This window comes from Bradyrhizobium daqingense (genome assembly GCF_021044685.1).
GTDB lineage: Bacteria > Pseudomonadota > Alphaproteobacteria > Rhizobiales > Xanthobacteraceae > Bradyrhizobium > Bradyrhizobium daqingense.
On record NZ_CP088014.1, the window covers coordinates 178766 to 204625 of the forward strand.

The window sequence follows — 25860 nt, forward strand, 5'->3', positions numbered from 1 at the left end:
GTTGTCGTCCCGGGGAAGGCCGGGACCCATAATCCCAGGCGGAGGATGTGAAGCGAGCTGATAACTCGGGGTCTTCGCCAAATTACGTTTCGTGGTTATGGGTCCCGGCCTTTCGCCGGGACGACGCTCAGCAAAGACCGTTCTTGAACAACGAAGAGCGCGATCAATTCAACAAGAACCCGCCGTCCACCGTCACCACGCTCCCCGTCATGTATCGCGACGCGTTCGAGGCCAGCAGCAGGATCGCGCCGTCGAGATCGGATTCGGCGCCGACGCGGCGCTGGGGGATGCGCTTGGCCAGGCGCTCGCCTGCGGGCGTCGACCAGAAGGCGTGGTTCATCTCGGTGTCGATGTAGCCGGGCGCCAGCGCATTGATGCGGATGTTCTGGCCGGCGAGTTCCAGCGCCATCGCCTTCGTGGCCTGGAGGATGCCGGCCTTGGAGATCGCGTAAGGCGACACCGCCTTGAGCACGCCGGTGCCGAGCACGGAGGCGATGTTGACGATGTTGCCGTGCTGCCCGCGCGCGATCATGCGCCGCGCCACTTCCGTCGCGAGGAAATAGGCGCCCTTGAGATTGGCGCCGATCACGGCGTCCCAATCGGCCTCGGTCTGCTCGGTCGCGAGCTTCTCGATGGCGATGCCCGCATTGTTGATCAGCACAGTGACCGGGCCGAGCGCGGCTTCCGCGGCATCGACGGCCTTCGCGATCGAGGCGGTGTCGGTGACGTCGAGCGCGACCGCGGCGGCGCGGCCACCTTTGCCGCGGATTTCCTCTTCCAGGTTCTTCAGCTTCTCGGTCTGGCGCGCGGCGAGCGCGACGGATGCACCATGAGCCGCCAGCACCCGGGCAAATTGCCGCCCCAGTCCCTGGCTCGCGCCAGTAACGAGGATGGTTTCTTTACTGACGTCGAATAGGTCTGACATGACGCGTTCCTTGCGCGATTTCTCTGAGGGTTTGGAGCCATCAATACAGACGATTTTAGCGATCTGAAACCGGAATGATCGGTTCGGCGTTCATTCGTTCCGTCGCGGCAGGGCTCCCATGAACAGCTTCGATCTTGCGGTCTATTCGGCACTCGCCATTGCGGTCGGCCTCGGTTTCAGGACCGGCCTGCTGCGCAGCGCCATGACGATCCTCGCCTATCTCCTCGCCGCGCCGATGGCAGTGACGCTGATGCCGCTGATCGTGCCGCAGATCGCGGCCAATCCGAATCCACCACTGCTGCAGAACTGGATCTGGTTCTTCGCCATCTTCGTTGTGGTCGGCATGCTGCTCGGCCATATCGGCCGCGTCGCGCTGAACGACACCGTTGGCGAAGCCGGCATCGGCGACCGGCTCGGCGGCGCGGCGCTCGGCGCGGCCAGGGTCGGCCTCGTCGCCACCACGCTGGTGCTGGTGTTCGACCAGATCGTGCCGGTCAACCACCAGCCGCCGTTCCTGGCCGGCTCGCATCTGCGGCCGCTGTTCTCGACGGTCGGGCGGATGGGATTCAAGTCGCTGCCGCCGGACGCCGCGGACGCGATCGATCGTCTCAAGCGGGAGCGGCGCATCTGAGCGCGATGAGATCGCGCCTTATTGTTTTGGCATGATCCTTTCGGAAAACTGCTGCGCACTTTCGCTACGCGCCCACTGGGTCCTGATCATGCATGCGCATTTGCATCGCGGCGCGGACGCGCATGCATTTTGGTGCGAGCCCATCCCTTATCAGCGGCGTCGATGTTGGCTAGAGTGGCCGCATCCAAAACCTGCCTGACATTTACGGGAGTGAAACAGTGGATCTTGGGATCAAAGGTCGCCGCGCCATCGTCTGCGCATCCAGCAAGGGCCTCGGGCGCGCCTGCGCCATCTCGTTGGCGGAGGCCGGCGTTCACGTCACGCTGACTGCGCGCGGCGCCGAAGCCCTGAAGAAGACGGCTGACGAGATCCGCAAGGCCTACCCTGACGTCACCGTCACCGAGATCGTCGGCGACATCACGACGCCGGCGGGCCGCGAGGCGGTGCTGAAGGCCTGCCCCGATCCCGACATCCTGATCAACAATGCCGGCGGCCCGCCGCCCGGCGATTTCCGCAACTGGACGCGAGACGACTGGATCAAGGCGATCGACGCCAACATGCTCACCCCGATCGAGCTGATCAAGTCGACGGTTGACGGCATGATGGCGCGGAAGTTCGGCCGCATCGTCAACATCACCTCGGCGGCGGTGAAGGCGCCGATCGACATTCTCGGCCTGTCCAACGGCGCGCGCGCCGGCCTCACCGGCTTCATCGCCGGCCTGTCGCGCAAGACCGTGATCAACAACGTTACCATCAACGGCCTGTTGCCGGGCCCGTTCGAGACCGACCGTCTGACCGGCACTGCCAAGGCCGAGGCCGACAAGCGCGGCGTCACGCCGGAGCAGATTCTGACCGAGCGCGCCAAGCTCAATCCCGCCGGCCGCTTCGGCCAGCCCGACGAGTTCGGCTATGCCTGCGCCTTCTTGTGCGGCGCCAAGGCCGGCTTCATCACCGGGCAGAACATCCTGCTGGATGGCGGCGCGTTCCCCGGGACGCTGTGAGCCATCAGCGCATCCGCAAACTGCGCAATCTACGAACGATTGTCATGCCCGGGCTTGTCCGGGCATCGACGTTCTTTGAACTGTGCAGGACGACATGGATGGCCGGGTCAAGCCCGGCCATGACGATGTGGGGGTGTCGGGGCGCGATGAATTTCAGCTCACCGCGAGGCCCGGCCACTCACCGCTGCTTCGTCGGCTCGTCTTCGTCCTGCTGGCTCGGAGCGGCGGAATCGGCCGTCGTGCGTTCGTCGGTCCAGTCGATGCCGAATGCGTCGAGCCCGTCGGCGAGCAGATCGCCCAGCATAGGTTCGCCGAGCAGATAATGCACGGTCTCGCGGCGCGGGCTGCGATACTCGCTCCTCGCCTCCACGGCCCGGGCGCGCAGATCGCTCCAATCATCAATGGTACCGTCACCGCGACCGAGCCAGGTCAACGCGACGAGATCGAGCTGCTCGTCCTCGTTCAACGCGATCATGAAGCTGCCGAGCTCGTTGACGACGGGATCGGAGCCGTCGTCGTCGAGGACGTCCATCATATCGTCGTCGGCCGCGTTCGAGCCGGAATCGGGATCGGACGCCCCCTCCTTGACGTCGAATTGACGCGCCTTCTCGATGATGAAGGCGACCTTCTCCGCGGAAATCGCAAGCTCTGGCATGGCTTCCTCTTCGACTCTTTTCCGGTTCCCCGCGATAACGCCACATCACCGCAGATGATCCATTGCGCTCGCTGGCAGAAAGCGTGCATGTTCCAGCGCAAGAGCAAGAAACACAGGAGGCGCCGGATGCAGTGGAAGGTCGGCAAGGTCAAGATCACGAAATTTGTCGAAATGGAGACGATCGGTTCAACCCGTTTCATCCTGCCGGCCGCGACCAACGACGAGATCCAGAAGCTGCCCTGGCTGATCCCGCATTTCGCCACCGAAGAAGGGCGACTGAAAATGTCGATCCACTCGCTGGTGGTGGAAACACCTTCGCGCCGGATCGTCGTCGACACCGGCCTTGGCAACGACAAGCAGGGCCGCGGCGTCCCCACCTGGAACAACCGCAGCACACCGTTCCTGGAGACCATGACCGCGGCAGGGTTTCCGCCTGACAGCATCGACACCGTGCTGTGCACGCATCTTCACGTCGACCATGTCGGCTGGAACACGCGACTGGTCGACGGCCGATGGGTGCCGACATTTCCGAAGGCGCGCTACGTCTTCGGCAAGACCGAATATGAACACTGGCGTGATTACACCGCCGAGCCGGACAAGGTCGCGGTGTTCGATGATTCCGTGAAGCCGGTGGTCGATGCCGGCCAGGCCGAGCTCGTCCGGAGCGACCACCGGCTCTGCGAGGAGATCAGGCTGATCCCGACCCCAGGACACAGCCCGGGACATATGAGCGTCCTGATCGAGTGCGATGGCGAACAGGCGCTTCTGACCGGCGACGTCGCCCATCATCCCTGTCAGATGGCGTATCTCGACTGGTGCTCGACGGTGGATACCGACCCCGCGCAATCGGCGGCAAGCCGGCACGCATTGTTCTCGCGCTTTGCCGACACGCCGACGCTGGTGATCGGCGGTCATTATTCGGCCGGGCATATCAAGCGCGACGGCGACGCGTTCAGGTTCGTGGCGCTGGGGTGATCCCCGTTTTGGGCGGTTGAATTTCCTGCCGCCCTGTTCCATGAAGCTGTTCAACCGATCGGTCCATTCCCAGGGAGAAACGAGAATGAAGCTTGTTCGTTATGGCGAGAAGGGTGCGGAAAAGCCCGGCCTGATCGACAAATCCGGCCAGTTGCGCGATCTGTCGGCGCATGTGAAGGACCTCACGGGCGAAGCCTATTCGCCTGATACCCTGAAGAAGCTGGCCGCCATCGATCCCGCCTCGCTGCCCGCAATCTCCGGCAAGCCGCGCTTCGGCGCTCCGGTCACCGGTATCTCGAAGTTCGTCGCCATCGGCCTCAATTACAGCGACCACGCCAAGGAGACGGGCGCTGCGATCCCGACCGAGCCGATCATCTTCATGAAGGCCAACACCTCGCTGTCCGGGCCGAACGACGCGGTCGAGAAGCCGCGCGGCTCGACCAAGCTCGACTGGGAGGTCGAGATCGCCGCGATCATCGGCACCCGCGCCAAATATGTCTCGGAAGCCGACGCGCTGAACTACGTCGCCGGCTATTGCGTCTGCAACGACGTCTCCGAGCGCAACTTCCAGACCGAGCGCCTTGGCCAGTGGACCAAGGGCAAGTCGCACGACACGTTCGGCCCGCTTGGGCCGTGGCTCGCCACCAAGGACGAGATCAAGGACGTGCAGGACCTCTCGATGTGGCTCGACGTCAACGGCCAGCGCCGGCAGACCGGCTCGACCAAGACCATGATCTTCTCGATGGCCAAGTGCGTCTCCTACGTCTCGCAGTTCATGACGCTGCTGCCGGGCGACATCATCACCACAGGCACCCCGCCCGGCGTCGGCCTCGGCATGAAGCCGCCGACCTTCCTCAATGTCGGCGATGTCGTCACGCTCGGCATCGAAGGCCTCGGCGAGCAGCGCCAGGAGATTATCGCGGCGTAAGCGATCACGACGACCCGCCACGTCGTCATTGCGAGGAGCTCTTGCGACGAAGCAATCCAGGTTCTTTCTGCAGAGGCAGTCTGGATTGCTTCGCTTGGCTCGCAATGACGAAAGCAACTGCCGGATGTTCATCAGGATCGTTTCATGAAACTCACCTTCTCCCCCGCCTCGCCTTTTGCCCGCAAGGTGCGCATCGCCGCGATCGAGCTCGGACTGATCGACAAGATCGAGCTCGTGCCCGCAACCGTCGCGCCTGGCACGGCCAACGAGGACTATTCGAAGATCACGCCGCTGAAGAAGCTGCCGGTGCTGATCACCAATGACGGCGACGTCATTTTGGATTCCTACGTCATCGTCGAATATCTCAACGAGCTCGCCGGCGGCAGCCTGGTGCCGGATTACGGCCCGCGGCGCTGGAAGGCCAAGACCAACCACTCGCTGATCAACGGCATGCTCGATTCCATGCTGCTGTGCCGCTACGAGAAGATGGTGCGGCCGCAGGGCCTGCAATGGCAGGCCTGGTCGGACGACCACTGGAACAGGGCCTGGACCGGCATGGCGCGCTTCGAGAACATGCCGGAGGTGCTGAACGGCCCGTTCGACATCTCGCAGATCGGCCTCGTCTGCGTGCTCGGCTATGCCGACTTCCGTTTCGCCGATTGCGGCTGGCGCAAGGCCTATCCGAAGCTCGACGCCTTCCATCAGAAGATGCTGGAGCGGCCCTCGGTCAAGATCTCGGTGCCTCCAGCCGCATAACAGCGGAGTTCCTCATGAGCCTCAAGTTCTCGGTCGGCGATCTCACCATCCATCGCGTCATCGAGCAGGAAACCTCGTTCGTCCCGGCGCTGGAGATGCTGCCGGGACTGACACCGGAAGTGCTGGCCGAGAATCGGGCCTGGATGCGTGAGGCAAAGGCGCTGGACGAGCAGGACGTGCTGCTGCTGTGCTTCCAGTCTTACGTGGTGAAGACGCCGCACCACACCATTTTGATCGACAGCTGCATCGGCAACGACAAGCCGCGGCCGCAGCGGCCGAAATGGAACATGAAGACCGACGACACCTATTTAACCGGCCTCAAGGCCGCAGGGTTCTCGGTCGATGACATCGACTTCGTGATGTGCACGCATTTGCATGTCGACCATGTCGGCTGGAACACGCGGCTGGAAAACGGCCGCTGGGTGCCGACCTTCCCCAAGGCGCGTTATCTGTTCGCCAAGCAGGAGTTCGATCACTGGTTTGCGCAGAACGCGAAGGCGGAGGTGCCGCCGTTCGCGGACAGCGTGCTGCCGGTGGTTGAGGCCAAGCGTCATGAGCTCGTCGGCAACGATCACCAGATTGGCGACCACGTCCGCATCCTGCCGACCCCCGGCCACACGCCGGGCCATATCGCCATCACGATGGGCCGTGGCAAGGACGATGCGGTGTTCTCCGGCGATCTCATGCATTCGCCGCTTCAGACGCTCTATCCGGAGCTGTCGATCAAGTTCGACGTCGATCCGGCCGCGGCAGCGAGAACCCGCCGCAGTTTTCTCGAGCGCTATTGCGACACCGACACGCTGTGCTGCACCGCGCATTTCCCCTCGCCGTCGGTCGGGAAGATCAAGCGCAAGGGCAACGCATTCCTCTGCGCGGCGGTGTAGCCCACGCGATCTTCCTGTTTCCTGCCGTCATGCCCGGGCTTGTCCCGGGCATCCACGTTCTTACAATCTATCGGTCACCAAGAACGCGGATGGCCGGGACGAGCCCGGCCATGACGAGGAAACATTATGACCGATCTCCCCGAAGTCCCCCTGCCCGCCGACATTCGCTCGCGCTATGTCGACGGCATCAACGGCTTGCGGATGCATGTGCTGGAGGCGGGCTTCGAGACCAAGGGGCGCCCGTGCATCCTCCTGCTGCACGGCTTTCCCGAGCTCGCCTTCTCCTGGCGCAAGGTGATGCCGGCACTCGCCGCCGCCGGCTATCACGTGATCGCGCCGGACCAGCGCGGCTATGGCCGTACGACGGGATGGAGCGCGGACTACGACGGCGATCTCACACCCTTCTCACTCTTAAACATGGTGCGCGATGCGCTCGCCCTGGTGTCGGCGTTCGGCTACAGGCAGGTCGATCTGGCTGGGCATGATTTCGGTAGCCCGGTCGCGGCCTGGTGCGCACTGATCCGGCCCGACGTGTTTCGTTCGCTGACGCTGATGAGCGCGCCATTCGGCGGCGCGCCGGCGTTGCCGTTCGACACGGTCGACCGTCCGTCGAAGCCCGCGGTGGAAGATCCCGTTCATCGCGAGCTCGCCGCGCTGCCGCGTCCGCGAAAGCACTATCAATGGTACTATTCGACACGTCAGGCCAATGCCGACATGCAGCAGGCCCCGCAGGGCCTGCATGATTTCCTGCGCGCCTATTATCATCACAAGAGCGCCGACTGGACCGACAACAAGCCTTATCCGCTGAAGTCATGGTCCGCAGGCGAGCTGGCAAAACTGCCGACCTACTACGTGATGGACCTGAATGAGACCATGGCCGATACGGTCGCCAAGGAGATGCCCTCGCCCGCTGCGATCGTCGCCAATCAATGGCTGCCGGACAGCGATCTCGCCTATTACGCCGCCGAATATGGCCGCACCGGATTCCAGGGCGGGCTGCAATGGTATCGCTACGGCACGTCGGGCATGCTCAACAACGAGATGCAATTGTTCGCCGGACGGAGCATCGACGTGCCCTCCTGCTTCATCTCGGGCAAGCAGGATTGGGGCACCTATCAACGCCCAGGCGCGTTCGCAGCAATGCAGGGACGCGGCTGCACGAAGATGCTCGGATGCCATCTCGTCGACGGCGCCGGTCATTGGGTGCAGCAGGAACAGCCGGCCGAGGTGAGCCGGTTGCTGCTGGCGTTTCTCGCCAGGGCTCGCACCGGCTGATTTGACCGGGGAACCAGGGCAGCCTATAGTTTAGAATAATTCTAAACTCATGCCAGGGCCGCCGTGAAGAGTTTTTCCGAGCTGACCGAGCGCGAGGTGCTTGCGGTCGCGATCTCCTCCGAGGAGGAGGACAGCCGCATCTACATGACCTTCGCCGAAGATCTGCGGGAGCGTTATCCGGACACAGCCAGGATTTTCGAGCAGATGGCCGAGGAGGAGCGCGGCCATCGGCATCGCCTCCTCCAGCTTTATGAGGAGCGTTTTGGCGCGCATCTGCCGCCGATCCGCCGCGAGGATGTCAAAGGCTTCCTGCGCCGGCGCCCGATCTGGCTGACCAAGAACCTGCCGCTCGACACCATCCGGAAAGAGGTCGAGACCATGGAGCTCGAGGCCGAGCGCTTCTACGCGCGCGCCGCCGAGCAGGCCGAGGATGTCGGCGTGCGCCGCCTGCTCGGCGATCTCGCCGAGGAAGAGAAGCATCACGAGCACCGCGCCACAGAGCTTACTGACGAGATCCTGAAGCCGGACGTGCGCGCCGAGGAAGACCGCACGCGGCGCCGGATGTTCGTGCTGCAATATGTGCAGCCCGGCCTCGCCGGCCTGATGGACGGATCGGTCTCGACGCTGGCGCCGCTGTTCGCCGCCGCCTTCGCCACGCACCAGAACTGGCAGACCTTCCTGGTGGGCCTTGCCGCCTCGATCGGCGCCGGCATCAGCATGGGCTTTGCGGAGGCGCTGTCCGACGATGGTTCGCTCACCGGGCGCGGCTCGCCCTGGCTGCGCGGCCTCACCTGCGGTGCGATGACCACGCTCGGCGGTCTCGGTCACACCGCGCCTTATCTGGTACCCGACACCTGGCCCAACGCATTCTGGATCGCGACCGCAATCGCCTGCGTCGTCGTGTTCTTCGAGTTGTGGGCGATCGCCTTCATCCGCTCTCGCTACATGGACACGCCGTTCCTCCAGGCCGCGTTCCAGATCGTGCTCGGCGGCGCCATCGTGCTGGCGGTGGGGATCGTGATCGGGGCGGCGTAACTCGCTGTCATGCCCCGCGAAGGCGGGGCATCCAGTACACGCCGCGACGTGTCGGTTCGATCACGACCGTGTCGGAAGACTGAATCGCCCGCCCCAGTGCGCAATTGCGCAGAGCCGGGCGATGACAGCTCGTGACATATCAATCGCCATCAAACACCCGTTGCAGCTCTCGGCCAAACTGCGCATCATCCTTGGACAATAAGAACAGGAGACGTGCCGTGGCCAAATCGCAATGGAGTTTCAAGAGCGCCGTCGAGCTGTCGACTGCGTTGACGGCAAAGAAAGTTTCCGCTGTCGAGCTCACCCAGGACGCGATCGACCGCATCGAACGGCACGACGGCAAGATCAACGCGGTCTGCGTGCGCGATTTCGATCGCGCGCTCGTTGCGGCGCGCGAGGCGGATGCCGCACTGGCGCGCGGCGAGCGCAAGCTGCTGCTCGGCCTGCCCTTGACGATCAAGGAATCCTTCAACATCGCCGGCCTTCCGACGACCTGGGGATTCGTCCCGCAGAAGAACTTCAAGCCTGCCGAAGACGCGTTGCCGGTGGCGCGCATCAAGCAGGCCGGCGGCGTGATCCTCGGCAAGACCAACGTCCCGGTCGGCCTCGGCGACTGGCAGAGCTACAACGACATCTACGGCACCACGAACAACCCGTATGACCTCGGCCGCACGCCGGGGGGATCGTCCGGGGGATCGTCGGCGGCCCTCGCCGCGGGCTATTGCGCGCTCGCCACCGGCTCCGACATCGGCGGTTCGCTGCGCGTGCCGGCGTTTCATTGCGGCATCTTCGCCCACAAGCCGACCATCAATCTCTGCGCGGCGCGCGGCGAGACGCCGCCGCCATTTCCCGCCATTCCGCGCGAGGGCGATCTCGCCGTCATCGGTCCGATGGCGCGCACGGCGGCGGATCTGTCCCTGCTGCTCGACGTCATGGCCGGACCGGATCCGCTGGAAGGCGGCATCGCCTACAAGCTCGATCTGCCTGCGGCACGGCATCAGTCGCTGCGCGATTTTCGCATCCTGGTGATCGACAGCCATCCGCTGCTGCCGACCGACAGGGACGTGCGCGGCGCGATCGACAAGCTCGCGGCGGGTCTTTCGAAGGCCGGCGTTACGGTTGCGCGCGAGAGCCCGCTGCTGCCGGACTTCGCGGAGACGTCACGGCTGTACATGCGCATGCTGCTGGGCTTCCTCGGCGCGTTCTTCCCGCCGGAGGAGCTTGCGGATGTGCAGGCGCGGGCGAGCCAGCTCTCGCCGGAGGACCGGAGCCTCAATGCGGAGCGACTGCGCGGCGCCACCGCAAGCCACCGTGCCTGGGTGCTCGACGCCGGCGCCCGTGCCGGCCTGCGCGCGCAATGGCGCGCACTATTCAAGAGTTTCGATGCGGTGATCTGCCCGATCATGCCGACGGCGGCGTTTCCGCATGATCACTCGCCGGAGCAGCGCCTGCGAACGATCGGCATCGACGGCAAGGACTACCCCTATTCCGACCAGCTCGCCTGGCCGGGCATCGCGACGCTTCCCGGCCTGCCGGCAACAGCCGTTCCGCTCGGCCTGTCGAAGGACGGGCTGCCGGTTGGCGCGCAGATCGTCGGTCCCTTCCTCGAGGACCGCACGCCCTTGAGGCTCGCCGAGCTGATCGAGCGCGAGTTCGGCGGATTCGTGCCGCCGCCTATGTTTGACGATTAATCTTCCCTGTCATTGCGAGGAGCTCTTGCGACGAAGCAATCCAGACTGCATCCGCGGAGACATTTCTGGATTGCTTCGCTCCGCTCGCAATGACGGGCTGAAATAACTGCGAGCTATTAGGTTCGCACTTCTCGCGCGCCCCGGAATGACAGAAGGAGGAAGCACCATGAGCGACGACCTCGAACGGCTCACCGCGCTCAACCGCGACTATGTCGCCTCCGTGCAGAACTGCGACGTCAAGCGCTTCGACGAGATCCTCGCCCCGGAGTTCTACTGCTCCAATCCCGACAAGACGCTGGTCGACCGCGCGGCGTTCCTGGAGCAGACGGCGCGGCCGATCGCGATCCGCAATTTGCATGCGCACGACGTCATCATCCGCATCATGGGCGAGTTCGCCATCATCCACGCCACCACGAGCTATACGACGGCCGATGGACAGCAAGCGACGGGGCGTTACACCGATTGCTGGGCGAAGAAGAACGGCAAGTGGCTGGCAGTATCCGCGCACGTGTCGCGGTGAGATGAGCTATTGCCTCCGCGCCCTCCAATGTCATGCCCCGGCTTGACCGGGGCATCCAGTACGCCGCGGCGGCAGTTGTGCGAACGAACTACCGCCGCGGCGTACTGGATCGCCCGCCTTCGCGGGCGATGACGCCGTCAGTGTGGCTCAACTATCGAACACGATCACGCTGCGCAGCGTCTTGCCGGCCTTCATGCTAGCGAAGCCCTCGTTGATCTCGCTGAGCTTCAGCTTGGCTGAGATCCAGTCCTCCAGGTGCAGCCGGCCGCGCAGGTAGAAATCGACCAGCCTCGGCATGTCGACGCGGAAATGGTTCGAGCCCATCGAGGAGCCCTGGATCTTGCGCTCGCGCAGGAAGTCGAAGCCATGCAGCTCGATCTTCTGGCCGAACGGGATCATGCCGACGATGGTGGCGGTGCCGCCGGAAGTCAGCATGCCAAACGCCTGCTCGGCGGTCTCCTTGCGCCCGAGCACCTCGAAGGAATGATGCACGCCGCCATTGGTGAGGTCGCGCACCTGCTTCACGACGTCGCCATCCGCCGGGTTGATGATGTCGGTCGCGCCCAGCTTGGTCGCAAGCTGTAGCTTGGCCGGATTGGTATCGATGGCGATGATGCGGCCGGCGCCGGCGATCTGCGCGCCGTTGATCGCCGCCATGCCGACGCCGCCGCAGCCGATCACCGCCACGGTCTCGCCAGCCGTTACCTTCGCCGTATTCACCACCGCACCGTAGCCGGTGATGACGCCGCAGCCGATCAGGGCGGCGAGATCGAGCGGCATTTCTTTCCGGATCTTCACGATGGCGTTCTCGTGCACCAGCATCTGCTCGGCGAACGACGAGAGATTGAGGAACTGGTGCAGCTTCTCGGGCTTCGACCATTGCATCCGGTTCGAGACGCCCGGCATCATCTTCACTGTGGTGTCGGTGCAGAGCACGGTGCGGCCGGTCGTGCAGTTGTCGCAGGTGCCGCAGAACACCGACAGGCAGGTGACGACATGATCGCCCGGCTTGACGTAAGTGACGTCGGAGCCGACCTGCTCGACCACGCCGGCGGATTCGTGCCCGAGCACCGCGGGCAACGGATGCGGATAGAGCCCTTCCATGAAATGCAGATCGGAGTGGCAGAGGCCGGCGACCGCGGTGCGGATCAGCACCTCGCGCGGCCCTGGTTTCGGCAGGCTGACGTCCTCGATGACGAGCGGCTGGTTGACTTCATGGAGGACGGCGGCCTTCATCGAGCACTCCCCGGTTTGTTTTTGCTTGATCGTGAAGTACAGCCTACGCCGCCAGAACCAGTTCGCCAACCTCGCTCATGCCGGCTGAGCTGTCGCCGAGCAGCAGCGCGGCGATCTTGGCTTGCACGGGATTTTCCGTTAGCCGGAACGGATCGCTTGGCAACACGCGATGGTCAACCACGAGTCGCGACAGCAGCAGCCGGCGCGCATCGCCGCGCATCTCATGGATACGGTGCGCTTCCCAGGCGAGCGCGACCGCGCTTGCGACGTGATAGAGCAGGCTGGTGGCGCGCCGCGCGTCGGCCTCGTTGTCGGCCTTGGACGCGACCTCGCGCGCGAAGCCGACAGCACGATCGACGAGGCCGCGCAGATGCTCGCGCCAGGCCTGCGGCACGGTCGCGCTGTCGTCGAGCCGGGCATGCAGATCGGCTGCGAGCGCGGACTCGGCGCCGTGGCGGCCGACCGCGCGCCTGAGCGCGTCGATCGCCACGATGTTGCCGGTGCCTTCCCAAACCGAGCCGAGATGGGCATCGCGCAGTAGACGTGGGGTGGCGAATTCCTCGATATAGCCGATGCCGCCGCGCATCTCGAGCGCATCACCGCAGACCTTTCGCGCATCGCGGGTGGCGCGAAATTTCAGCGTCGGCGTGAGGATGCGCAAGAGCGCCGCCGCATCCTGGCTGCCGGCTTCGGCGCGGTCGAGCGCATCGGCGGTGAGGAAGCTCATCGACAGCGCCTGCTCGACCGGCAGCATGATCTTCAACATCTGGCGACGACCGAGCGGCAGGTCGATGATGCGGCTGCCGAACACCACGCGGTTCTTCGCGACGGTCATCGCGTCGTGATAGGCCCGCCGCATCAATGCGGTGGATTTGACGCCGTTGGAGAGCCGCGACGAGTTCACCATCTCGGCCATCTGCACGAAGCCGCGGTCGAGCTTGCCGACGGCATAGGCGATCGCGCCTTCGAACTTGATCTCGCCCGAGGCCATGGAGCGGGTGCCGAGCTTGTCCTTGAGACGCACGATCCTGTAGTGGTTCTGCGAGCCATCGTCGAGAAAGCGCGGCATCAGGAACAGGCCGACGCCGCGCGTGCCGGGGCCGGCGCCCTCAGGGCGCGCGAGCAGCATCACCACCTTGGCATCGGCATTCGAGCAGAACCATTTCTCGCCATAGAGGCGCCAATGCTCGCCCTCCTGCACCGCGCGCGTGGTCAGCGTGCCGACGTCGGAGCCGCCCTCCTTCTCGGTCATGAACTGGCCGCCCTGGGTCAGCTTGCTCATGTCGGTCTGGGTGAGACCGTCGAGATATCTGGCCTTCAATGCCTCGCTGCCGAAATTCGCCAGCAATTTTGCGCAGCCGTCGGTGACGTTGATCGGGCAGCCCATGCCGAATTCGGTCTGGTTGAACAGGAAGGTGAAGGCGTGCTTGGCGACGACGGGATATTTGTCTGGCCAGCCCATGATGCCCTTGCGGATCGAAAGCGCATGGATGCCGAACTCGCCGAACGCGGCCTTCTCCAGCTCGCGATAGGCCGGATGGTATTCGATCCACTGCACGTCGCGGCCGAACTTGTCGCGCTGGTGCAGAATGGGCGTGTGCCGGTCGGCGAGCCGCGCGCATTCGTCGAGCACGCCGCCGGCGAGTTCGCCGAGACGGTCGAGATGCGGCTCGATGTGACGGAAAAGTGTATCAGGCAGATGGATGCGCAGCAGGTCGGTCAGCGCCGGATCGGCACGGTAGAAATTCATGCCCGAGGTGTCGGGCGCCAGCAGGCCGGACGGCTCGGCCGCGACGTGTTTTGGCTGCGCTGGGACCGGCTTGTGCATGATCGTCCTCTTCGTTTCCGCCCGACGGCAAGTCTTCACTTGTCTTGGCGCTTGCCGCTTGGGATGATGTCGATCATGCGCCAGCGGCGGACGCGGATAAAGCCGCAAATTGTCAGGCCCGCATGATCGCCGTGAAGGAGCAATTCGCTCTGCGGAATTGTGAATGCTCCGGCTGGTTGTCCGCGCGGACCATGCATAGATCAACGGCTCCCCGTCTGCGAGAGATCACGCCATGGAACACCCGAAATACAAGATCGCGCTCATCGTCGGCGCCGGCGAAGGATTGAGCGCGTCGCTGGCGCGGCTGTTGGCCGCCCAGAACATCCGCGTCGCCCTTGCCGCGCGCAAGATCGAGAAGCTCGGCGCGCTCTGCACCGCGACCGGTGCAAAGGCCTATGCCTGCAACGCGACGGACCCCGAGGAGGTCGAGCGGCTGTTCGGCCTCGTCGAGCGCGAGATCGGCACGCCCGATCTCGTCGTCTACAACGCCAGCGGCCGCACCCGCGGACCGTTCGTGGATCTCGTCCCGGCCGATGTGGCGCAGGCGATTGCGGTCAGCGCCTATGGCGGCTTCCTGGTGGCGCAGCAGGCGGCGAGGCGCATGCTGCCGAACAAGCATGGCGCGATCCTGTTCACCGGCGCCTCCGCCAGCGTCAAGGGCTATGCGCAGTCGGCGTCGTTCGCGATGGGCAAGTTCGCGCTGCGTGGCCTTGCACAGAGTCTCGCGCGCGAATTGTCGCCGCAGGGCATCCATGTCGCGCATTTCGTCATCGACGGCGGCATTCGCAGTGCCGCGCGCACCGAACCTGCCGACAAGCCGGATTCGATGCTCGATCCCGACGCGATCGCAGAGAGCTATTGGAACGTGCTGCAGCAGCCGCGCAGCGCCTGGAGCTGGGAGCTGGAGCTGCGGCCTTGGGTGGAGAATTTTTGAGGCGATAAGGCAACAACAACCGTCATTGCGAGGAGCGAAGCGACGAAGCAATCCAGACTTGTCCCGCGGAGAGATTCTGGATTGCTTCGCTTCGCTCGCAATGACGAGAAAGAGAGGGAGGCGACATGACCACGGAAACCACCATCGACACCGGCACGAACGAACTCCTCTGCGTCATTCGCGACCGCGTCGCAATCATCACGCTGAATCGGCCGGAGGCGCGTAACTCGCTGTCGGATGCGCTGACGCCGGCACTGCGCACGATGATCCGGAGCTGCGGCGAGAGCCCCGATGTCGGCGCGCTGCTGCTCACCGGGGCGGGCGAAGCCTTCTGCGCCGGCGGCAACGTCAAGGGCATGGGCGCGCATCGCGATCCGAAGAAGCTGGAGATGTCGCTGGAAGATCGCATCGCCGATCTGCAGGAGCGGCAGCGGCTGCTCACGGGCGCGCTGGTGTCGGTGCGCAAGCCGACCATCGCCGCCCTGCCCGGCCCCGCGGTCGGCGCGGGACTCGCCATCGCCATGGCCTGCGACATCCGCATCGCCGCCCAATCGGCCTTCGTCGCCACCGGTTATGCCCGCATCGCGCTCAGCGGCGATTACGGCATCGCCTGGCTGCTCACCCGCCTCGTCGGCACCGCGAGGGCGCGCGAATTGATGTTCACCGGCGACCGCGTCGATGCTGCCAGGTGCGAGGCCATCGGCCTCGTCAATCGCGTCGTGCCGGACGACAAGCTGCAATCAGAAGCTTTCACGTTGGCAAAGTCGCTCGCCGAAGGCCCGCGCCTGGCGCTGCGCTACATGAAGGACAATCTCGACGAAGCCGTGCTGTTCGACTTCGAAACCGCTCGCGACCATGAGGCCGAACGGCTGGTGCGCCTGACCACGACCGCGGATCACAAGGAGGCCGTGCAGGCCTTCATCGAGAAGCGCAAGGCGGTGTTTACGGGGAAGTAAGCGGCGCAAAAAAATACCCGGCGCTGGCTTGGCCAGGCCGGGCTTGCAGTGGTGTCAGGCCGAGGCTGAGGGGCTATCGGCCTGACGGGAAAGTGCAGCGAGGCGCCCGCTCGCACAGGGAATGTCTTTCGGCGCGACCGCGATCTCCTTGTCGAAGCGCACCAGCTTCCAATCGTCGGGATGGTTGACGAAGGCGAAGCCGGACTTGCGCGCCAGCGAAATCATCGTCTCGTTGGAGCGCAGCGTGTCGCCGAAGATATGCTCAGCGCCCAGCGCAGCGGCGCGGCATTCGAGGTTCTTCAGAAGCGCGTTGGCGATGCCCTGACCCTGCCAACGGTCGTCGACCGACATGCCGAACTCGACCGTCGCGGTTTCCGCATGGAGCGCATAACGCATCTCGGCGACGATGGTCTCGAAGCCATCGACCATCATGGTCGCGACGACGGTGAAGCGCTCGTGCCCCCCGACCTCGAGGAAATCGTGCAGCAATCCCTTCGGCAGTTCGCTGATCGCGCCGAAAAAGCGGTTGTAACGCGAGCGGGTCGAGAGCGAGCGGAAATAGTGCTGGAGCTCGTCGGTATCGCGCGGCTCGACGAAGCGGACGGTGACGGCCTCACCCTGCCGGGTGCGCAGCGTATCCGAATATTGCGAGAGGTCTTCGAGGCGAAGCGTGCTCATGACACATGCCGTGGGAAAGAGGACCGCCGGCGCCCCTGTGCTCAGGCGGCGCCGGCTTGGCGGCCAATCAGGCCCGCCAGAAGGGCTTTTCGGCCTCATAGGCGACGTCTGACCAGGACAGGCCTACGTCCTGGAGATCCCGGGCCGTCCAGTTGGAGAGCTCGCGCCTGTTGCGGTAGCGCTCGTGCCAGACATGGAGGGTGTCACCGATCTGGTAGAGCAGACCAAGTGCATGATGATTTGTCATCGAATTCTGGGTCAAAATAGACATCTTCAGCTCCTTGAGCTAAGTTGACTGCTAGTATCTGCCTGCTGTTGCGCCGCGACAAACGACAATTTGTACCTTTTCGCATGAAATAACGTCATGTATCCTGCTGCCAGATGACTGCCAGATTGCCCTCTCTCAACGGATTGCGGGCGTTCGAGGCCGCCGCGCGCCATCTCAGCTTCACGCTGGCCGCGAGCGAGCTGAACGTGACCCAGACCGCGATCAGCCATCAGATCCGGCGGCTGGAGGAGGAGCTCGGCATCCGCCTGTTCGTCCGGCAGAACCGCGCGCTGGCGCTGACGCCGGAGGCGCGCGACTACCTCCCTGGTGTGCGTGCCGCCTTCAACGACCTGCGCCTCGCCACCGACCGCCTGCTGCGCAAGGACGACGACAAGGTGCTGACGGTATCGACACTGGCGTCGCTGGCCGCAAAATGGCTGCTGCCGCGGCTCGCCGATTTCCAGGAGCAGCATCCCGGCATCGATGTCCGCATCACCACTTCGACCAGCCTGGTGGATTTCCAGCGCGACGACGTCGATGCCGCGATTCGCTACGGCCGCGGCCAATGGCCGGGACTGCGCGCCGACTGGCTGATGGCGGATGAGCTGTTCCCGGTGTGCAGCCCGTCGCTGCTTCGTGGCGACAAGCCGCTGCGCCGGCCGGAGGACCTGCGAAACCATCCGTTACTGCACACCTCGAATGCCAACAGCGACGATTGGCGGCTGTGGCTGACCGCGGCCGGCCTGCCCTCCGATATCGCGAGGCACCCCGGGATCACCTTCGACATGATCTTCATGACCATCCAGGCCGCGATCGACGGTATCGGGGTGGCGATGGGGCGGACGTCCTACGTCCAGGACGACATCGCCAAGGGCCGGCTGGTGGTGCCCTTCAAGATCGCGCTACCGGCGGACGCCGGCTTCTACCTGGTCTCGCCGGAAGGCCGCCGCGAGGCGCCGAAACTGGTCGCTTTCCGGGACTGGATGATCGCTGCAGCGCAAAATAAAGCCTGAAAAATCATCAGCTTCCCGGGCAAAATCGGTTGACTCGCCTCGTCCCGCGCGGGAAGGGGTATGGCAGATTGTCGCAGCATCAATCTGTCGCCTTGCCGAAAGAACGGTTTTCGGCCGGCCACGCCTTTCCAAGGGGAGAACGCCATGGCTGGATCAGCCGCATCGACCAATCCACCCGCGATCAAATCGCGCATCGGCGCCATCCTGCGCGCGACCTCGGGCAATTTCCTCGAACAGTTCGACTTCTTCCTGTTCGGCTTCTATGCCGCCGCAATCGGCAAGGCGTTCTTCCCCTCCACCAACGAAACAGCCTCGCTGCTCAACACATTCGGCGTGTTTTGGCTTGGCGCCCTCATGCGCCCCGTGGGCGCGATCGTGCTTGGCGCCTATATCGACCGCATCGGCCGCCGCCAGGGCCTGATCGTCACCCTCGGCATCATGGCGTTCGGCACCGTCGTCATCGCGTTCTGCCCGAGCTACGAAACCATCGGCATCGCGGCGCCGATCATCGTGCTGATCGGCCGGCTGCTGCAAGGCTTCTCGGCGGGCGTCGAGCTCGGCGGCGTGTCAGTGTATCTCGCGGAAATCGCAACGCCCGGCAATCGCGGCTTCTACACCTCGTTCCAATCGGCAAGCCAGCAGGTCGCGATCTTCGTGGCCTCGATCCTCGGCTTCATCCTCTCCGAGGTGATGCCGGCCGACACGGTAGCCGCCTGGGGCTGGCGCATTCCCTTTTTCGTGGGCTGCCTGATCATTCCGCTGATCTTCGTCCTGCGGCGGACGCTGGAGGAGACGCCGGCCTTCCTCGCCATGAGGAAGCATCCGACGACGCGCGAGGTGTTCGCCTCCGCTCTCACCAACTGGCGCATCGTCGTGCTCGGCATGATGATCGCGATCCTGACCACGACGACGTTCTATTTCGTCACCGTCTATACGCCGACCTTCGGCAAGACCGTGCTGAAGCTGTCGACGCAGGACGCGTTGCTGGTGACCCTGCTGGTGGCAGTGAGCAACTTCATCTGGAATCCGGTCGGCGGCGCGCTGTCCGACCGCATCGGCCGCAAGCCGGTGCTGCTCGCCATCGCCGGCCTCTCGCTCGTCACCGCCTATCCGGCGCTGCACTGGCTGGTGGCGGCGCCGACCTTCGGCAAGCTGCTCGCGGTCGAGATGATGTTCTCGTTCTATTTCGGCGTCTATAGCGGCACCATGTTAGGCGCCCTCGTCGAGATCGTGCCGGCGCATGTGCGCACCACCTGCTTCTCGCTCGCCTTCGCGCTCGCCGCCGCCCTGTTCGGCACCTTCACGCCATTCGCCTCGACCTGGCTGATCGAGCGCACCGGCGACAAGGCCGCGCCCGGCTTCTGGCTGATGTTCGCCGCCCTGCTCGGCATCATCGCGGCCTCGACGGTGTATCGCGGCGGCGGCACAGTGCCGGCCTATGATGCGGTGCCGGAGCCGGTGGCGGGGCATTAGACGGTGTCATTCCGGGGCGCCTCACAGAGGCGAACCCGGAATCCATGTCTCCCAGCACTCCTATCGCACGATGGATTCCGGGTTCGGTCCTGCGGACCGCCCCGGAATGACAGTGGAGGGCTACAGATCCACCACCACGTAGTCGCTCTCGATGCTGACCGGGATGGTCTCGGCAACATACGGCCCCTTCACCACGCTGGCGCCCGGCTCGACATGGGCGGGATAGGCCTTCACGCGGAAGCGGCGGGGGTCGCAATAGGATTGGCCGGTGCGGATGTCGAACTCCCAACCGTGCCAGGGGCAGCGGATGATCTCGCCGAGCTTGGTATATTCGATTTCACCGGGATCGCTGGATTGCGCGAGCCCGATCAGCGGGCCCTCGCACAGCGCAGCGCCCTGATGCGGGCAGCGGTTCATCAGACCGAAATATTCGCCCTTGATGTTGAAGACCGCGATCGGCCGTCCATCGATCTCCAGGAATTTTCGCGTGCCCGGCGGAAGCTCGTCGACAGCGGCAATCACATGACGCGCCATCAAGCCAGTCCGTAAAGCTTCTTCGCATTGCCGAGATAGAAGGCTTCGCGATTGGCTTCGCTGACACCCGCCGGCAGCACGCGCGATGGCTCGTCATAGTCCCAATGCGGATAGTCGGTTGCGAACAAGAGCCGGTCCCAGCCGATCCAGTTGATGACGTCGAACAGATCCTCGCGCCGCTCCGGATCTTCCATCGGCTGCGTCGTCCACCACACCTGGTCGCGGATATATTCGGACGGCGGCCGCTTCACATGCGGCACCTCGCTCCGAAGGCGCTGCCAGACCTTGTCGAGCCGCCATGCCAGCGACGGCGCCCAGCCGAAGCCGGCCTCGATCATCACCATCTTCAGTTTCGGGAAGCGCTCGAATACGCCTTCCAGCACGAGGCTCGCCAGCGCCGATTGCTGGCACTGCGAATGTCCCACCATCTCCTCGATGTAATAGGATGGCCAGCCCGACGGCGTGATCGGATTGCCGCCGAAGCCGAAGGCGTGCACGCCGACGGGAAGGCCGGCCTCTTCCGCGGCCTGGTAGATCGGCCAGTAACGGCGCTGGCCGAGCGGCTCGACATTGCGGCTGAGCAGCAGCACCTGGACGAAATTCTTGTCGCCGGCGCGCTCGCGGATTTCGGCGGCGGCCGACAGCCCGTCCTCATTGCCGACGACGATGGACGCCTTCAGCCGCTTGTCCTTGCTGGTCCATTTGTCGATCTGCCAGTCGTTGATCGCCGAGCACAGAGCGGCCGAGAGCTCGTGATTGCGAATGCCCTGCCCGGTGTTGAGCGGATTGAGCACGCCCAATTGCACGTTGTTGGGATCGAGCAGTTGCTTCTGCATGAAGGCGAGTGAGGAGCCTTGCGGCCCGCCTTCCGGCGGATAGGCATCGCGGCGGGAGGCGTTGGGCTGGGCCTTCGGATAGGGCGGGCCTTCCATCATGCCCTGATAGGCATGGACGCCGTAGATCTCGAGGTGATGCTGCCAGCGTTTGGCGAGATAGGGATAGAGTTCGGTGCGGGTGGCGCGGGCCGGATGGATGTCGCAATCCGCGATCGCGGTTTTCGTCGTCAGTGGGGAAGCAGCTTCTTGGCTCTCGCGGAACTGGATATTCATCGCCTTGCCTCCTTTGGCAGCGGGCTCATTTCAGGCGGGGATAGGTCGCATGCGGATTGTCGATCATGATCTTGCGCACGAGATCGGGGGACAGACCTTCGGGCAGCGCGTCCGGGCCATCGAACTGCCAGTGCGGATAGTCCGTGGAGAATAGGACCAATTCGTCCGACTGCATATGATCAAACAGGCGATTTAATGTCGCCTCGTCTGGCGGTGCATCAAATGGTTGTAACGAGAAGCGTATGTTGCTGCGCACAATCTCCTGCGGCGCGCGATCGACCCAAGGCGTCTCCATCCGCACCCCGCGCCAGAACTTGTGCAGGCGCCAGAGGTAAGGCGAGATCCAGGAGACGCCGGATTCCAGCATCACCATTTTCAGCGCGGATATTTTGCGAACACGCCCTCCACGATCAGGCTGGTAAGCTGGGTCTGGAACGCCTGGGCCTGACCGACATAATCCTCGATGTGATAGGAACCCCATCCCACCGAGGTCGGCGGATTGTGATAGGCGGAACCGGCGTGGATGCCGACCGGGAGTTCCAGACGCTCCGCGGCCGCATAGATCGGCCAGAGCGCGCGCTTGCCGAGTGGCATATCGCCCATGACCAGCATCAGCACTTGCACGAAACGCCGGTCCTGCGCGCAACGCTCGATCTCGGCAACGGCCTTCTCGACGCTTTGCGTGGGGATCACGATCGAGCCGCGCAGGCGGGGGTCGCGATCGAGCCACTCCTTGGCGAGCCAGTCGTTCAACGCGCGGCAGAACGCCGCCTGCATGTCCTCGGAGAACACCATCTGCACGCCATAGAGCGGATTGCAGATGGCGAGCTTCAGCTGGAAAGGATCGAGCACATGGCGCTGCATGTCCGCCAGGCTTTCGCCGGGTTTGCCGGTCTCGGGGCGCCAATCGGGCCGCGACACGATCGGCGATTTCTCGGGATAGGATTGCGAGACGAGATCGACCATGCCGCGCGTCGTCACCTGATCGCGCCAGTAATCGTTCAAATACGGCAACAGGCTGGTCAGATGCGGCACAGCCGGATGAACATCGCAATCCACCCCGCCAGCGATCAGGGACGCCATGACGTCTCCTTCACGTTTCCTCGTCTCGTTCTGTCTTGTCCGCCATTCAAGCAGGCCTGCCCGTCGCCCGCAACTCGGCCAAGCCTTCTGTCATATGCTAGGAAGGCTGGGCTCGGTTGCGAGGGAATGAGAGGTCAAAGGGATGAAAGAGCTCCTCGGCATTGCAGATCAGGTCGCCGCCAAACTGATCGCGCGCAAGCAGACCATTGCGGTGGCGGAATCCTCCGCCGGCGGGCTGATCTCGGCCAGCCTGCTCGCCGTGCCCGGCGCGTCCGCCTATTTCCTCGGTGGTGCCGTGGTCTACACCCGCGATGCCCGGCGTGCGCTGATGGATATTTCGGATGAAGGAATGAAGGGCTTTCGCTCCTCCTCGGAGCCCTATGCGCAATTGCTTGCCGAGCGGATGCGCAGCCGCTTCAGCTCCGACTGGGGCCTCTCCGAGACCGGCGCCGCCGGTCCCACCGGCAATCGCTACGGCGATGCCGCGGGCCATAGCTGCATGGCGGTCGCAGGGCCGGCCGCAGAGGTGATGACGCTGGAGACTGGTAGCAACGACCGGTTCGGCAACATGCAGGTCTTTGCGGCGACCGCGCTGAAGCTGCTGCTGAAGAAGCTGGAGGGGTGAACGAGCGCGACTCAAGCGAGTCGGAACGAGGTCACCGCAACACTGCTGTCATCGCCCGGCTTGACCGGGCGATCCAGTACTCCGAGGGCGGTTGTGATCGAATCGATGGGCCGCGGCGTGCTGGATGCCCCGGTCGAGCCGGGCCATGACGGCGGAGGGTGTGACCACGTCACCTTCCCAAATGCCGCATGAAAATCCGCACCACATAGCCTGAAAACCGCGGCGCTTCGTCGTAGAGGTCGGATGCGATCCGTTCGATGGTCTCGCGCAGCGACAGGAATTGCGCCTGGCGTGCGCTGCTTTCGGTGCCCTGCATGCCCGCGAGCTCGTCCATCGCGGCGTCGCTGATCTGACACTGCACCACATCGCCGTCGTTGAGCATGGTGAAGCGAAAGGCCAGCCGTTCCAGATCATGGCCAATGATCTTGTCGCGCGTCAGCGGCATCCGATTGTCCCGTTCGCGCCCCCGAACGGGACAATGCTGAAAATCTGACGCCTTGTCACTACCCGCGCCAATGGGGATGGCTCGCGCCGAAACCATCGACGGCGCGGCTCCGCGAGCGCCGCTCCAGCATCAGTAGACGAGCGCCGTTCCGATCGGCTTATCGAGCGCCGCGGCCAGCGATCGATACTCCTCGCAATCCGTCCCGCAGATGGAGGCAATCCGGCCGAGGTGATAGAGCGCCTGCTCGCGGTTGCCCCGCTCGAGCTGCCACAGCCCATAGTACTGCCACGTCAGCACGTGGTTCGGATCTGCCTTCAGAGCACGCTCGTACCAGAGCTGCGACTGCTCGTAGTCGCCAAGCTTGCGATAGGAGTAGCCGATCAGGTTGGCGACATTCGGATGGTCGTCCTGGCCAAGCGACTTCAATTGCGCGATCGCGGCCGTGTAGTCGTTGCGGTCGTAGATGGTATCGTAGGCCACGCGGTAGCCAGCCGCGAATGCGGGATCACCGATGCTGGACTGGTTGTTTGGCTTCTTCGCCTTTTGACCGGCCTTTGTTCCGGAACGCTTCGGATAGGCCGGTTGAGTAGCGCTGGGAGGAGTTGAATAGGTGCTACCATAGGCGTCGCTGCCACCACCTCCGCCACCTCCTCCCCCGCCCGCCGAGTACGCAGGGGAAGCCAGCAGCGCCGCAAACGTCCCCAGCGTGACCAGTCTGATCATTGTGATGATCATGTCTGTCTCCTGTCCTATTTTCGAGCGGCCCCGGACCACTTGATAACCCTGCCTAGGCGGCAATATTCCGGGACGCTGCGCTCACGGAGACGTTAGCGTTCGTACGACAGTTCTGTTGTCCTTTACTGGAACGCGACTTCGGCGAAACTGCGGAGCTTGCGCGAATGCAGCCGCTCGGATTCCTGCTGCTTGAGCCGTTCCAGCGCCTTGAGGCCGATCTGGAGATGCTGGCCGACGCGGCGGCGATAGAACTCGCTCGCCATGCCCGCGAGCTTGATCTCGCCATGCAGCGGCTTGTCGGAGACGCAGAGCAGCGTGCCATAGGGCACGCGGAAACGGTAACCGTTGGCAGCGATCGCGGCAGACTCCATGTCGAGCGCAACAGCGCGCGACTGCGACAGGCGGCGGATCACCTCCGGGCCAGAGATCTCCCAGTTGCGATTGTCGACGCTCGCCACCGTGCCGGTGCGCATCAGGCGCTTGAGCTCGAAACCTTCGAGCCCCGTGACGTCCTCGACCGCCTCTTCGAGCGCGACCTGCATCTCGGCCAGTGCCGGGATCGGCACCCAGAGCGGCAGCTCGCGGTCGAGCACGTGATCCTCGCGCACATAACCGTGGGCGAGCACGTAGTCGCCGAGCCGCTGCGTGTTGCGCAGGCCCGCGCAATGGCCGAGCATCAGCCAGGCGTGCGGCCGCAGCACGGCGACATGATCGGTGACGTTGCGCGCATTGGACGGCCCCGTGCCGATATTGATCAGGGTGATGCCGCGATAATCCGGTGCGACCAGATGGAAGGCCGGCATCTGTGGTGTGCGCGCCGGCACTGTGCCGCTGACGGCACCGCCGCTGGTGGTGATCACATTGCCGGGCGCGACGAAAGCATCGAGACCGGCCTCGCCGGACTGAAGCCGGCCCTGACAGAGCTGCGCGAAGGCGTCGACATAGAACTGGTAGTTGGTGAAGATCACAAAGTTCTGGAAGTACTCGGGATCGGTGCCGGTGTAGTGGTAGAGCCGTCGCAGCGAGTAGTCGACGCGGGCGGCGCGGAACAGCGACAGCGGCTCGGGCGCGCCCGGTTGGAGTTCGAAGGTGCCGTCGGCGATCGAGTCGTCCATCGTGGCGAGATCCGGCACGTCGAACGCATCGCGCAGCGACCGCGTCACGGGCGAGTTCTCGCTGGTGGTGATGGCTGCCTCGATGTTGATGTCGCGGCGATAGGCGAAATGGATCGGGATCGGCTCGGCGGATTCGCCGATCTCGACCGGCACGCCGTGGTTCTGGATCAGCAAACCGATCTGCTCGGTGAGATAGCTGCGGAACAGATCGGGCCGCGTGACGCTGGTCTCGTGCACGCCGGGGCCGGCGACAAAACCGTAAGCAAGACGCGAATCCAACCGCGCATGCGTCGCGGTGGTGAGACGGACGAAGGGGTAGTAGGCGCGAACGCGCGTCGTGATCGCCTCACCGCCCAAATAGGCCTCGAACCGGTCGCGCAGGAATTTCGTATTGCGCTCGTAGATTTCTTCGAGCCGCGCGACGGCGAGGCACGCATCGGAGAAGGATTCGGTGGCGATGGAGGGTAGAGTTTGCATGGTCGACTGCCGGGTTGCTGGGGCTTCGCGTCGAACTATAGCAAAGAAGGCGGTGCCGTAGGGTGGGCAAAGCGA

The 25860-nt window shown here is 64.2% G+C and carries 26 protein-coding genes and 1 pseudogene; 15 read left to right on the forward strand and 12 right to left on the reverse strand.

Annotated features, from left to right (window positions below):
• Positions 1–163: 163 nt before the first annotated feature.
• Complete coding sequence (locus LPJ38_RS00835; protein WP_145630770.1) at positions 164–925, reverse strand: SDR family oxidoreductase; 762 nt, start codon at positions 923–925, stop codon at positions 164–166.
• A 118-nt stretch (positions 926–1043) separates the two neighbouring features.
• Here LPJ38_RS00835 and LPJ38_RS00840 point away from each other — a divergent pair, with 118 nt between their 5' ends.
• A complete protein-coding gene (locus LPJ38_RS00840) occupies positions 1044–1556 on the forward strand; it encodes a CvpA family protein (RefSeq protein WP_145630769.1) in 513 nt (170 codons plus the stop codon).
• Between the two features lie 218 nt (positions 1557–1774).
• Positions 1775–2557: an SDR family oxidoreductase gene (locus LPJ38_RS00845; protein WP_145630768.1), complete on the forward strand. Its 783-nt coding sequence runs from the start codon at positions 1775–1777 to the stop codon at positions 2555–2557.
• Between the two features lie 178 nt (positions 2558–2735).
• On the opposite strand, the gene LPJ38_RS00850 is transcribed toward LPJ38_RS00845, so the two are convergent.
• Entirely contained in the window at positions 2736–3212 is a 477-nt protein-coding gene (locus LPJ38_RS00850; RefSeq protein ID WP_145630767.1) for a DUF3775 domain-containing protein, read from the reverse strand.
• Positions 3213–3338: 126 nt separating this feature from the next.
• On the opposite strand from LPJ38_RS00850, the gene LPJ38_RS00855 reads away from it, so the two are divergent.
• The 8 genes from LPJ38_RS00855 to LPJ38_RS00890 all read left to right on the forward strand — a co-directional run bounded on the left by LPJ38_RS00855 (position 3339) and on the right by LPJ38_RS00890 (position 11276).
• Entirely contained in the window at positions 3339–4187 is an 849-nt protein-coding gene (locus LPJ38_RS00855) for an MBL fold metallo-hydrolase (RefSeq protein WP_167520381.1), read from the forward strand.
• Between the two features lie 85 nt (positions 4188–4272).
• Positions 4273–5115 carry a fumarylacetoacetate hydrolase family protein gene (locus LPJ38_RS00860; RefSeq protein WP_145630765.1) on the forward strand — a complete coding sequence of 281 codons (843 nt, stop codon included), beginning with the start codon at positions 4273–4275 and terminating at the stop codon, positions 5113–5115.
• A 144-nt stretch (positions 5116–5259) separates the two neighbouring features.
• Positions 5260–5871, forward strand: a complete 612-nt coding sequence (locus LPJ38_RS00865; protein ID WP_145630764.1) for a glutathione S-transferase family protein — start codon at positions 5260–5262, stop codon at positions 5869–5871.
• Positions 5872–5885: 14 nt separating this feature from the next.
• A complete protein-coding gene (locus LPJ38_RS00870) occupies positions 5886–6755 on the forward strand; it encodes an MBL fold metallo-hydrolase (protein ID WP_145630763.1) in 870 nt (289 codons plus the stop codon).
• Positions 6756–6881: 126 nt separating this feature from the next.
• The gene (locus LPJ38_RS00875; RefSeq protein ID WP_145630762.1) at positions 6882–8030 is read left to right on the forward strand and encodes an alpha/beta hydrolase; all 1149 of its coding nucleotides are present in this window, start codon (positions 6882–6884) and stop codon (positions 8028–8030) included.
• A 63-nt stretch (positions 8031–8093) separates the two neighbouring features.
• Entirely contained in the window at positions 8094–9065 is a 972-nt protein-coding gene (mbfA, locus tag LPJ38_RS00880) for an iron exporter MbfA (protein WP_145630761.1), read from the forward strand.
• A 218-nt stretch (positions 9066–9283) separates the two neighbouring features.
• Positions 9284–10756 carry an amidase gene (locus LPJ38_RS00885; protein WP_145630760.1) on the forward strand — a complete coding sequence of 491 codons (1473 nt, stop codon included), beginning with the start codon at positions 9284–9286 and terminating at the stop codon, positions 10754–10756.
• A gap of 166 nt (positions 10757–10922) precedes the next feature.
• The gene (locus LPJ38_RS00890) at positions 10923–11276 is read left to right on the forward strand and encodes a nuclear transport factor 2 family protein (protein WP_145630759.1); all 354 of its coding nucleotides are present in this window, start codon (positions 10923–10925) and stop codon (positions 11274–11276) included.
• Positions 11277–11423: 147 nt separating this feature from the next.
• On the opposite strand, the gene LPJ38_RS00895 is transcribed toward LPJ38_RS00890, so the two are convergent.
• Entirely contained in the window at positions 11424–12512 is a 1089-nt protein-coding gene (locus tag LPJ38_RS00895; protein ID WP_145630758.1) for a Zn-dependent alcohol dehydrogenase, read from the reverse strand.
• A 43-nt stretch (positions 12513–12555) separates the two neighbouring features.
• On the reverse strand, positions 12556–14340 hold the full coding sequence (locus LPJ38_RS00900) for an acyl-CoA dehydrogenase family protein (RefSeq protein ID WP_145630757.1): 1785 nt from the start codon (positions 14338–14340) through the stop codon (positions 12556–12558).
• A 232-nt stretch (positions 14341–14572) separates the two neighbouring features.
• Here LPJ38_RS00900 and LPJ38_RS00905 point away from each other — a divergent pair, with 232 nt between their 5' ends.
• Positions 14573–15274 (forward strand): SDR family NAD(P)-dependent oxidoreductase, encoded by a 702-nt coding sequence (locus LPJ38_RS00905; RefSeq protein ID WP_145630756.1) that lies wholly within the window; start codon positions 14573–14575, stop codon positions 15272–15274.
• A 125-nt stretch (positions 15275–15399) separates the two neighbouring features.
• Positions 15400–16230: an enoyl-CoA hydratase gene (locus LPJ38_RS00910; RefSeq protein WP_145630754.1), complete on the forward strand. Its 831-nt coding sequence runs from the start codon at positions 15400–15402 to the stop codon at positions 16228–16230.
• Between the two features lie 54 nt (positions 16231–16284).
• Here LPJ38_RS00910 and LPJ38_RS00915 read toward each other — a convergent pair whose 3' ends face one another.
• Both LPJ38_RS00915 and LPJ38_RS00920 read right to left on the reverse strand, forming a co-directional pair.
• On the reverse strand, positions 16285–16908 hold the full coding sequence (locus LPJ38_RS00915) for a GNAT family N-acetyltransferase (protein WP_145630753.1): 624 nt from the start codon (positions 16906–16908) through the stop codon (positions 16285–16287).
• Positions 16909–16975: 67 nt separating this feature from the next.
• The gene (locus LPJ38_RS00920; protein WP_008541482.1) at positions 16976–17179 is read right to left on the reverse strand and encodes a DUF1127 domain-containing protein; all 204 of its coding nucleotides are present in this window, start codon (positions 17177–17179) and stop codon (positions 16976–16978) included.
• 110 nt (positions 17180–17289) lie between these two features.
• Here LPJ38_RS00920 and LPJ38_RS00925 point away from each other — a divergent pair, with 110 nt between their 5' ends.
• Together LPJ38_RS00925 and tcuC are read left to right on the forward strand one after the other, a co-directional pair.
• The gene (locus LPJ38_RS00925; protein WP_145630752.1) at positions 17290–18189 is read left to right on the forward strand and encodes a transcriptional regulator GcvA; all 900 of its coding nucleotides are present in this window, start codon (positions 17290–17292) and stop codon (positions 18187–18189) included.
• A gap of 144 nt (positions 18190–18333) precedes the next feature.
• Complete coding sequence (gene tcuC / locus LPJ38_RS00930; protein ID WP_145630751.1) at positions 18334–19662, forward strand: MFS transporter; 1329 nt, start codon at positions 18334–18336, stop codon at positions 19660–19662.
• Between the two features lie 120 nt (positions 19663–19782).
• Here the strand turns inward: tcuC and LPJ38_RS00935 are convergent, their stop codons facing one another.
• From LPJ38_RS00935 to LPJ38_RS00945, 3 genes and pseudogenes are all read right to left on the reverse strand, one after another.
• Positions 19783–20196 (reverse strand): Rieske (2Fe-2S) protein, encoded by a 414-nt coding sequence (locus LPJ38_RS00935; RefSeq protein WP_145630750.1) that lies wholly within the window; start codon positions 20194–20196, stop codon positions 19783–19785.
• A complete protein-coding gene (locus tag LPJ38_RS00940) occupies positions 20196–21305 on the reverse strand; it encodes an amidohydrolase family protein (protein WP_145630749.1) in 1110 nt (369 codons plus the stop codon). The genes LPJ38_RS00935 and LPJ38_RS00940 overlap by 1 nt, the downstream gene beginning before the upstream one ends.
• 25 nt (positions 21306–21330) lie before the next feature.
• A pseudogene (locus LPJ38_RS00945) lies at positions 21331–22388 on the reverse strand (amidohydrolase family protein).
• Between the two features lie 142 nt (positions 22389–22530).
• Between LPJ38_RS00945 and LPJ38_RS00950 the strand changes: the two are divergent.
• Positions 22531–23013 carry a CinA family protein gene (locus LPJ38_RS00950; protein ID WP_145630748.1) on the forward strand — a complete coding sequence of 161 codons (483 nt, stop codon included), beginning with the start codon at positions 22531–22533 and terminating at the stop codon, positions 23011–23013.
• A 169-nt stretch (positions 23014–23182) separates the two neighbouring features.
• Here the strand turns inward: LPJ38_RS00950 and LPJ38_RS00955 are convergent, their stop codons facing one another.
• From LPJ38_RS00955 to LPJ38_RS00965, 3 genes are all read right to left on the reverse strand, one after another.
• The gene (locus LPJ38_RS00955) at positions 23183–23458 is read right to left on the reverse strand and encodes a DUF1488 family protein (protein WP_167520380.1); all 276 of its coding nucleotides are present in this window, start codon (positions 23456–23458) and stop codon (positions 23183–23185) included.
• A 129-nt stretch (positions 23459–23587) separates the two neighbouring features.
• Positions 23588–24193 (reverse strand): tetratricopeptide repeat protein, encoded by a 606-nt coding sequence (locus tag LPJ38_RS00960; RefSeq protein WP_145630746.1) that lies wholly within the window; start codon positions 24191–24193, stop codon positions 23588–23590.
• Between the two features lie 122 nt (positions 24194–24315).
• Positions 24316–25785: an AMP nucleosidase gene (locus LPJ38_RS00965; RefSeq protein ID WP_167520379.1), complete on the reverse strand. Its 1470-nt coding sequence runs from the start codon at positions 25783–25785 to the stop codon at positions 24316–24318.
• Between the last annotated feature and the right edge of the window lie 75 nt (positions 25786–25860).

Bases quoted from the DNA above. Each gene is read 5' to 3' on its own strand.
- LPJ38_RS00835 (WP_145630770.1), bottom strand. From the start codon at position 925: ATGTCAGACCTATTCGACGTCAGTAAAGAAACCATCCTCGTTACTGGC.
- LPJ38_RS00840 (WP_145630769.1), top strand. From the start codon at position 1,044: ATGAACAGCTTCGATCTTGCGGTCTATTCGGCACTCGCCATTGCGGTC.
- LPJ38_RS00850 (WP_145630767.1), bottom strand. From the start codon at position 3,212: ATGCCAGAGCTTGCGATTTCCGCGGAGAAGGTCGCCTTCATCATCGAG.
- LPJ38_RS00855 (WP_167520381.1), top strand. From the start codon at position 3,339: ATGCAGTGGAAGGTCGGCAAGGTCAAGATCACGAAATTTGTCGAAATG.
- LPJ38_RS00860 (WP_145630765.1), top strand. From the start codon at position 4,273: ATGAAGCTTGTTCGTTATGGCGAGAAGGGTGCGGAAAAGCCCGGCCTG.
- LPJ38_RS00865 (WP_145630764.1), top strand. From the start codon at position 5,260: ATGAAACTCACCTTCTCCCCCGCCTCGCCTTTTGCCCGCAAGGTGCGC.
- LPJ38_RS00870 (WP_145630763.1), top strand. From the start codon at position 5,886: ATGAGCCTCAAGTTCTCGGTCGGCGATCTCACCATCCATCGCGTCATC.
- LPJ38_RS00875 (WP_145630762.1), top strand. From the start codon at position 6,882: ATGACCGATCTCCCCGAAGTCCCCCTGCCCGCCGACATTCGCTCGCGC.
- LPJ38_RS00890 (WP_145630759.1), top strand. From the start codon at position 10,923: ATGAGCGACGACCTCGAACGGCTCACCGCGCTCAACCGCGACTATGTC.
- LPJ38_RS00895 (WP_145630758.1), bottom strand. From the start codon at position 12,512: ATGAAGGCCGCCGTCCTCCATGAAGTCAACCAGCCGCTCGTCATCGAG.
- LPJ38_RS00900 (WP_145630757.1), bottom strand. From the start codon at position 14,340: ATGCACAAGCCGGTCCCAGCGCAGCCAAAACACGTCGCGGCCGAGCCG.
- LPJ38_RS00905 (WP_145630756.1), top strand. From the start codon at position 14,573: ATGGAACACCCGAAATACAAGATCGCGCTCATCGTCGGCGCCGGCGAA.
- LPJ38_RS00910 (WP_145630754.1), top strand. From the start codon at position 15,400: ATGACCACGGAAACCACCATCGACACCGGCACGAACGAACTCCTCTGC.
- LPJ38_RS00915 (WP_145630753.1), bottom strand. From the start codon at position 16,908: ATGAGCACGCTTCGCCTCGAAGACCTCTCGCAATATTCGGATACGCTG.
- LPJ38_RS00920 (WP_008541482.1), bottom strand. From the start codon at position 17,179: ATGTCTATTTTGACCCAGAATTCGATGACAAATCATCATGCACTTGGT.
- LPJ38_RS00925 (WP_145630752.1), top strand. From the start codon at position 17,290: ATGACTGCCAGATTGCCCTCTCTCAACGGATTGCGGGCGTTCGAGGCC.
- tcuC (WP_145630751.1), top strand. From the start codon at position 18,334: ATGGCTGGATCAGCCGCATCGACCAATCCACCCGCGATCAAATCGCGC.
- LPJ38_RS00935 (WP_145630750.1), bottom strand. From the start codon at position 20,196: ATGGCGCGTCATGTGATTGCCGCTGTCGACGAGCTTCCGCCGGGCACG.
- LPJ38_RS00940 (WP_145630749.1), bottom strand. From the start codon at position 21,305: ATGAATATCCAGTTCCGCGAGAGCCAAGAAGCTGCTTCCCCACTGACG.
- LPJ38_RS00950 (WP_145630748.1), top strand. From the start codon at position 22,531: ATGAAAGAGCTCCTCGGCATTGCAGATCAGGTCGCCGCCAAACTGATC.
- LPJ38_RS00955 (WP_167520380.1), bottom strand. From the start codon at position 23,458: ATGCCGCTGACGCGCGACAAGATCATTGGCCATGATCTGGAACGGCTG.
- LPJ38_RS00960 (WP_145630746.1), bottom strand. From the start codon at position 24,193: ATGATCATCACAATGATCAGACTGGTCACGCTGGGGACGTTTGCGGCG.
- LPJ38_RS00965 (WP_167520379.1), bottom strand. From the start codon at position 25,785: ATGCAAACTCTACCCTCCATCGCCACCGAATCCTTCTCCGATGCGTGC.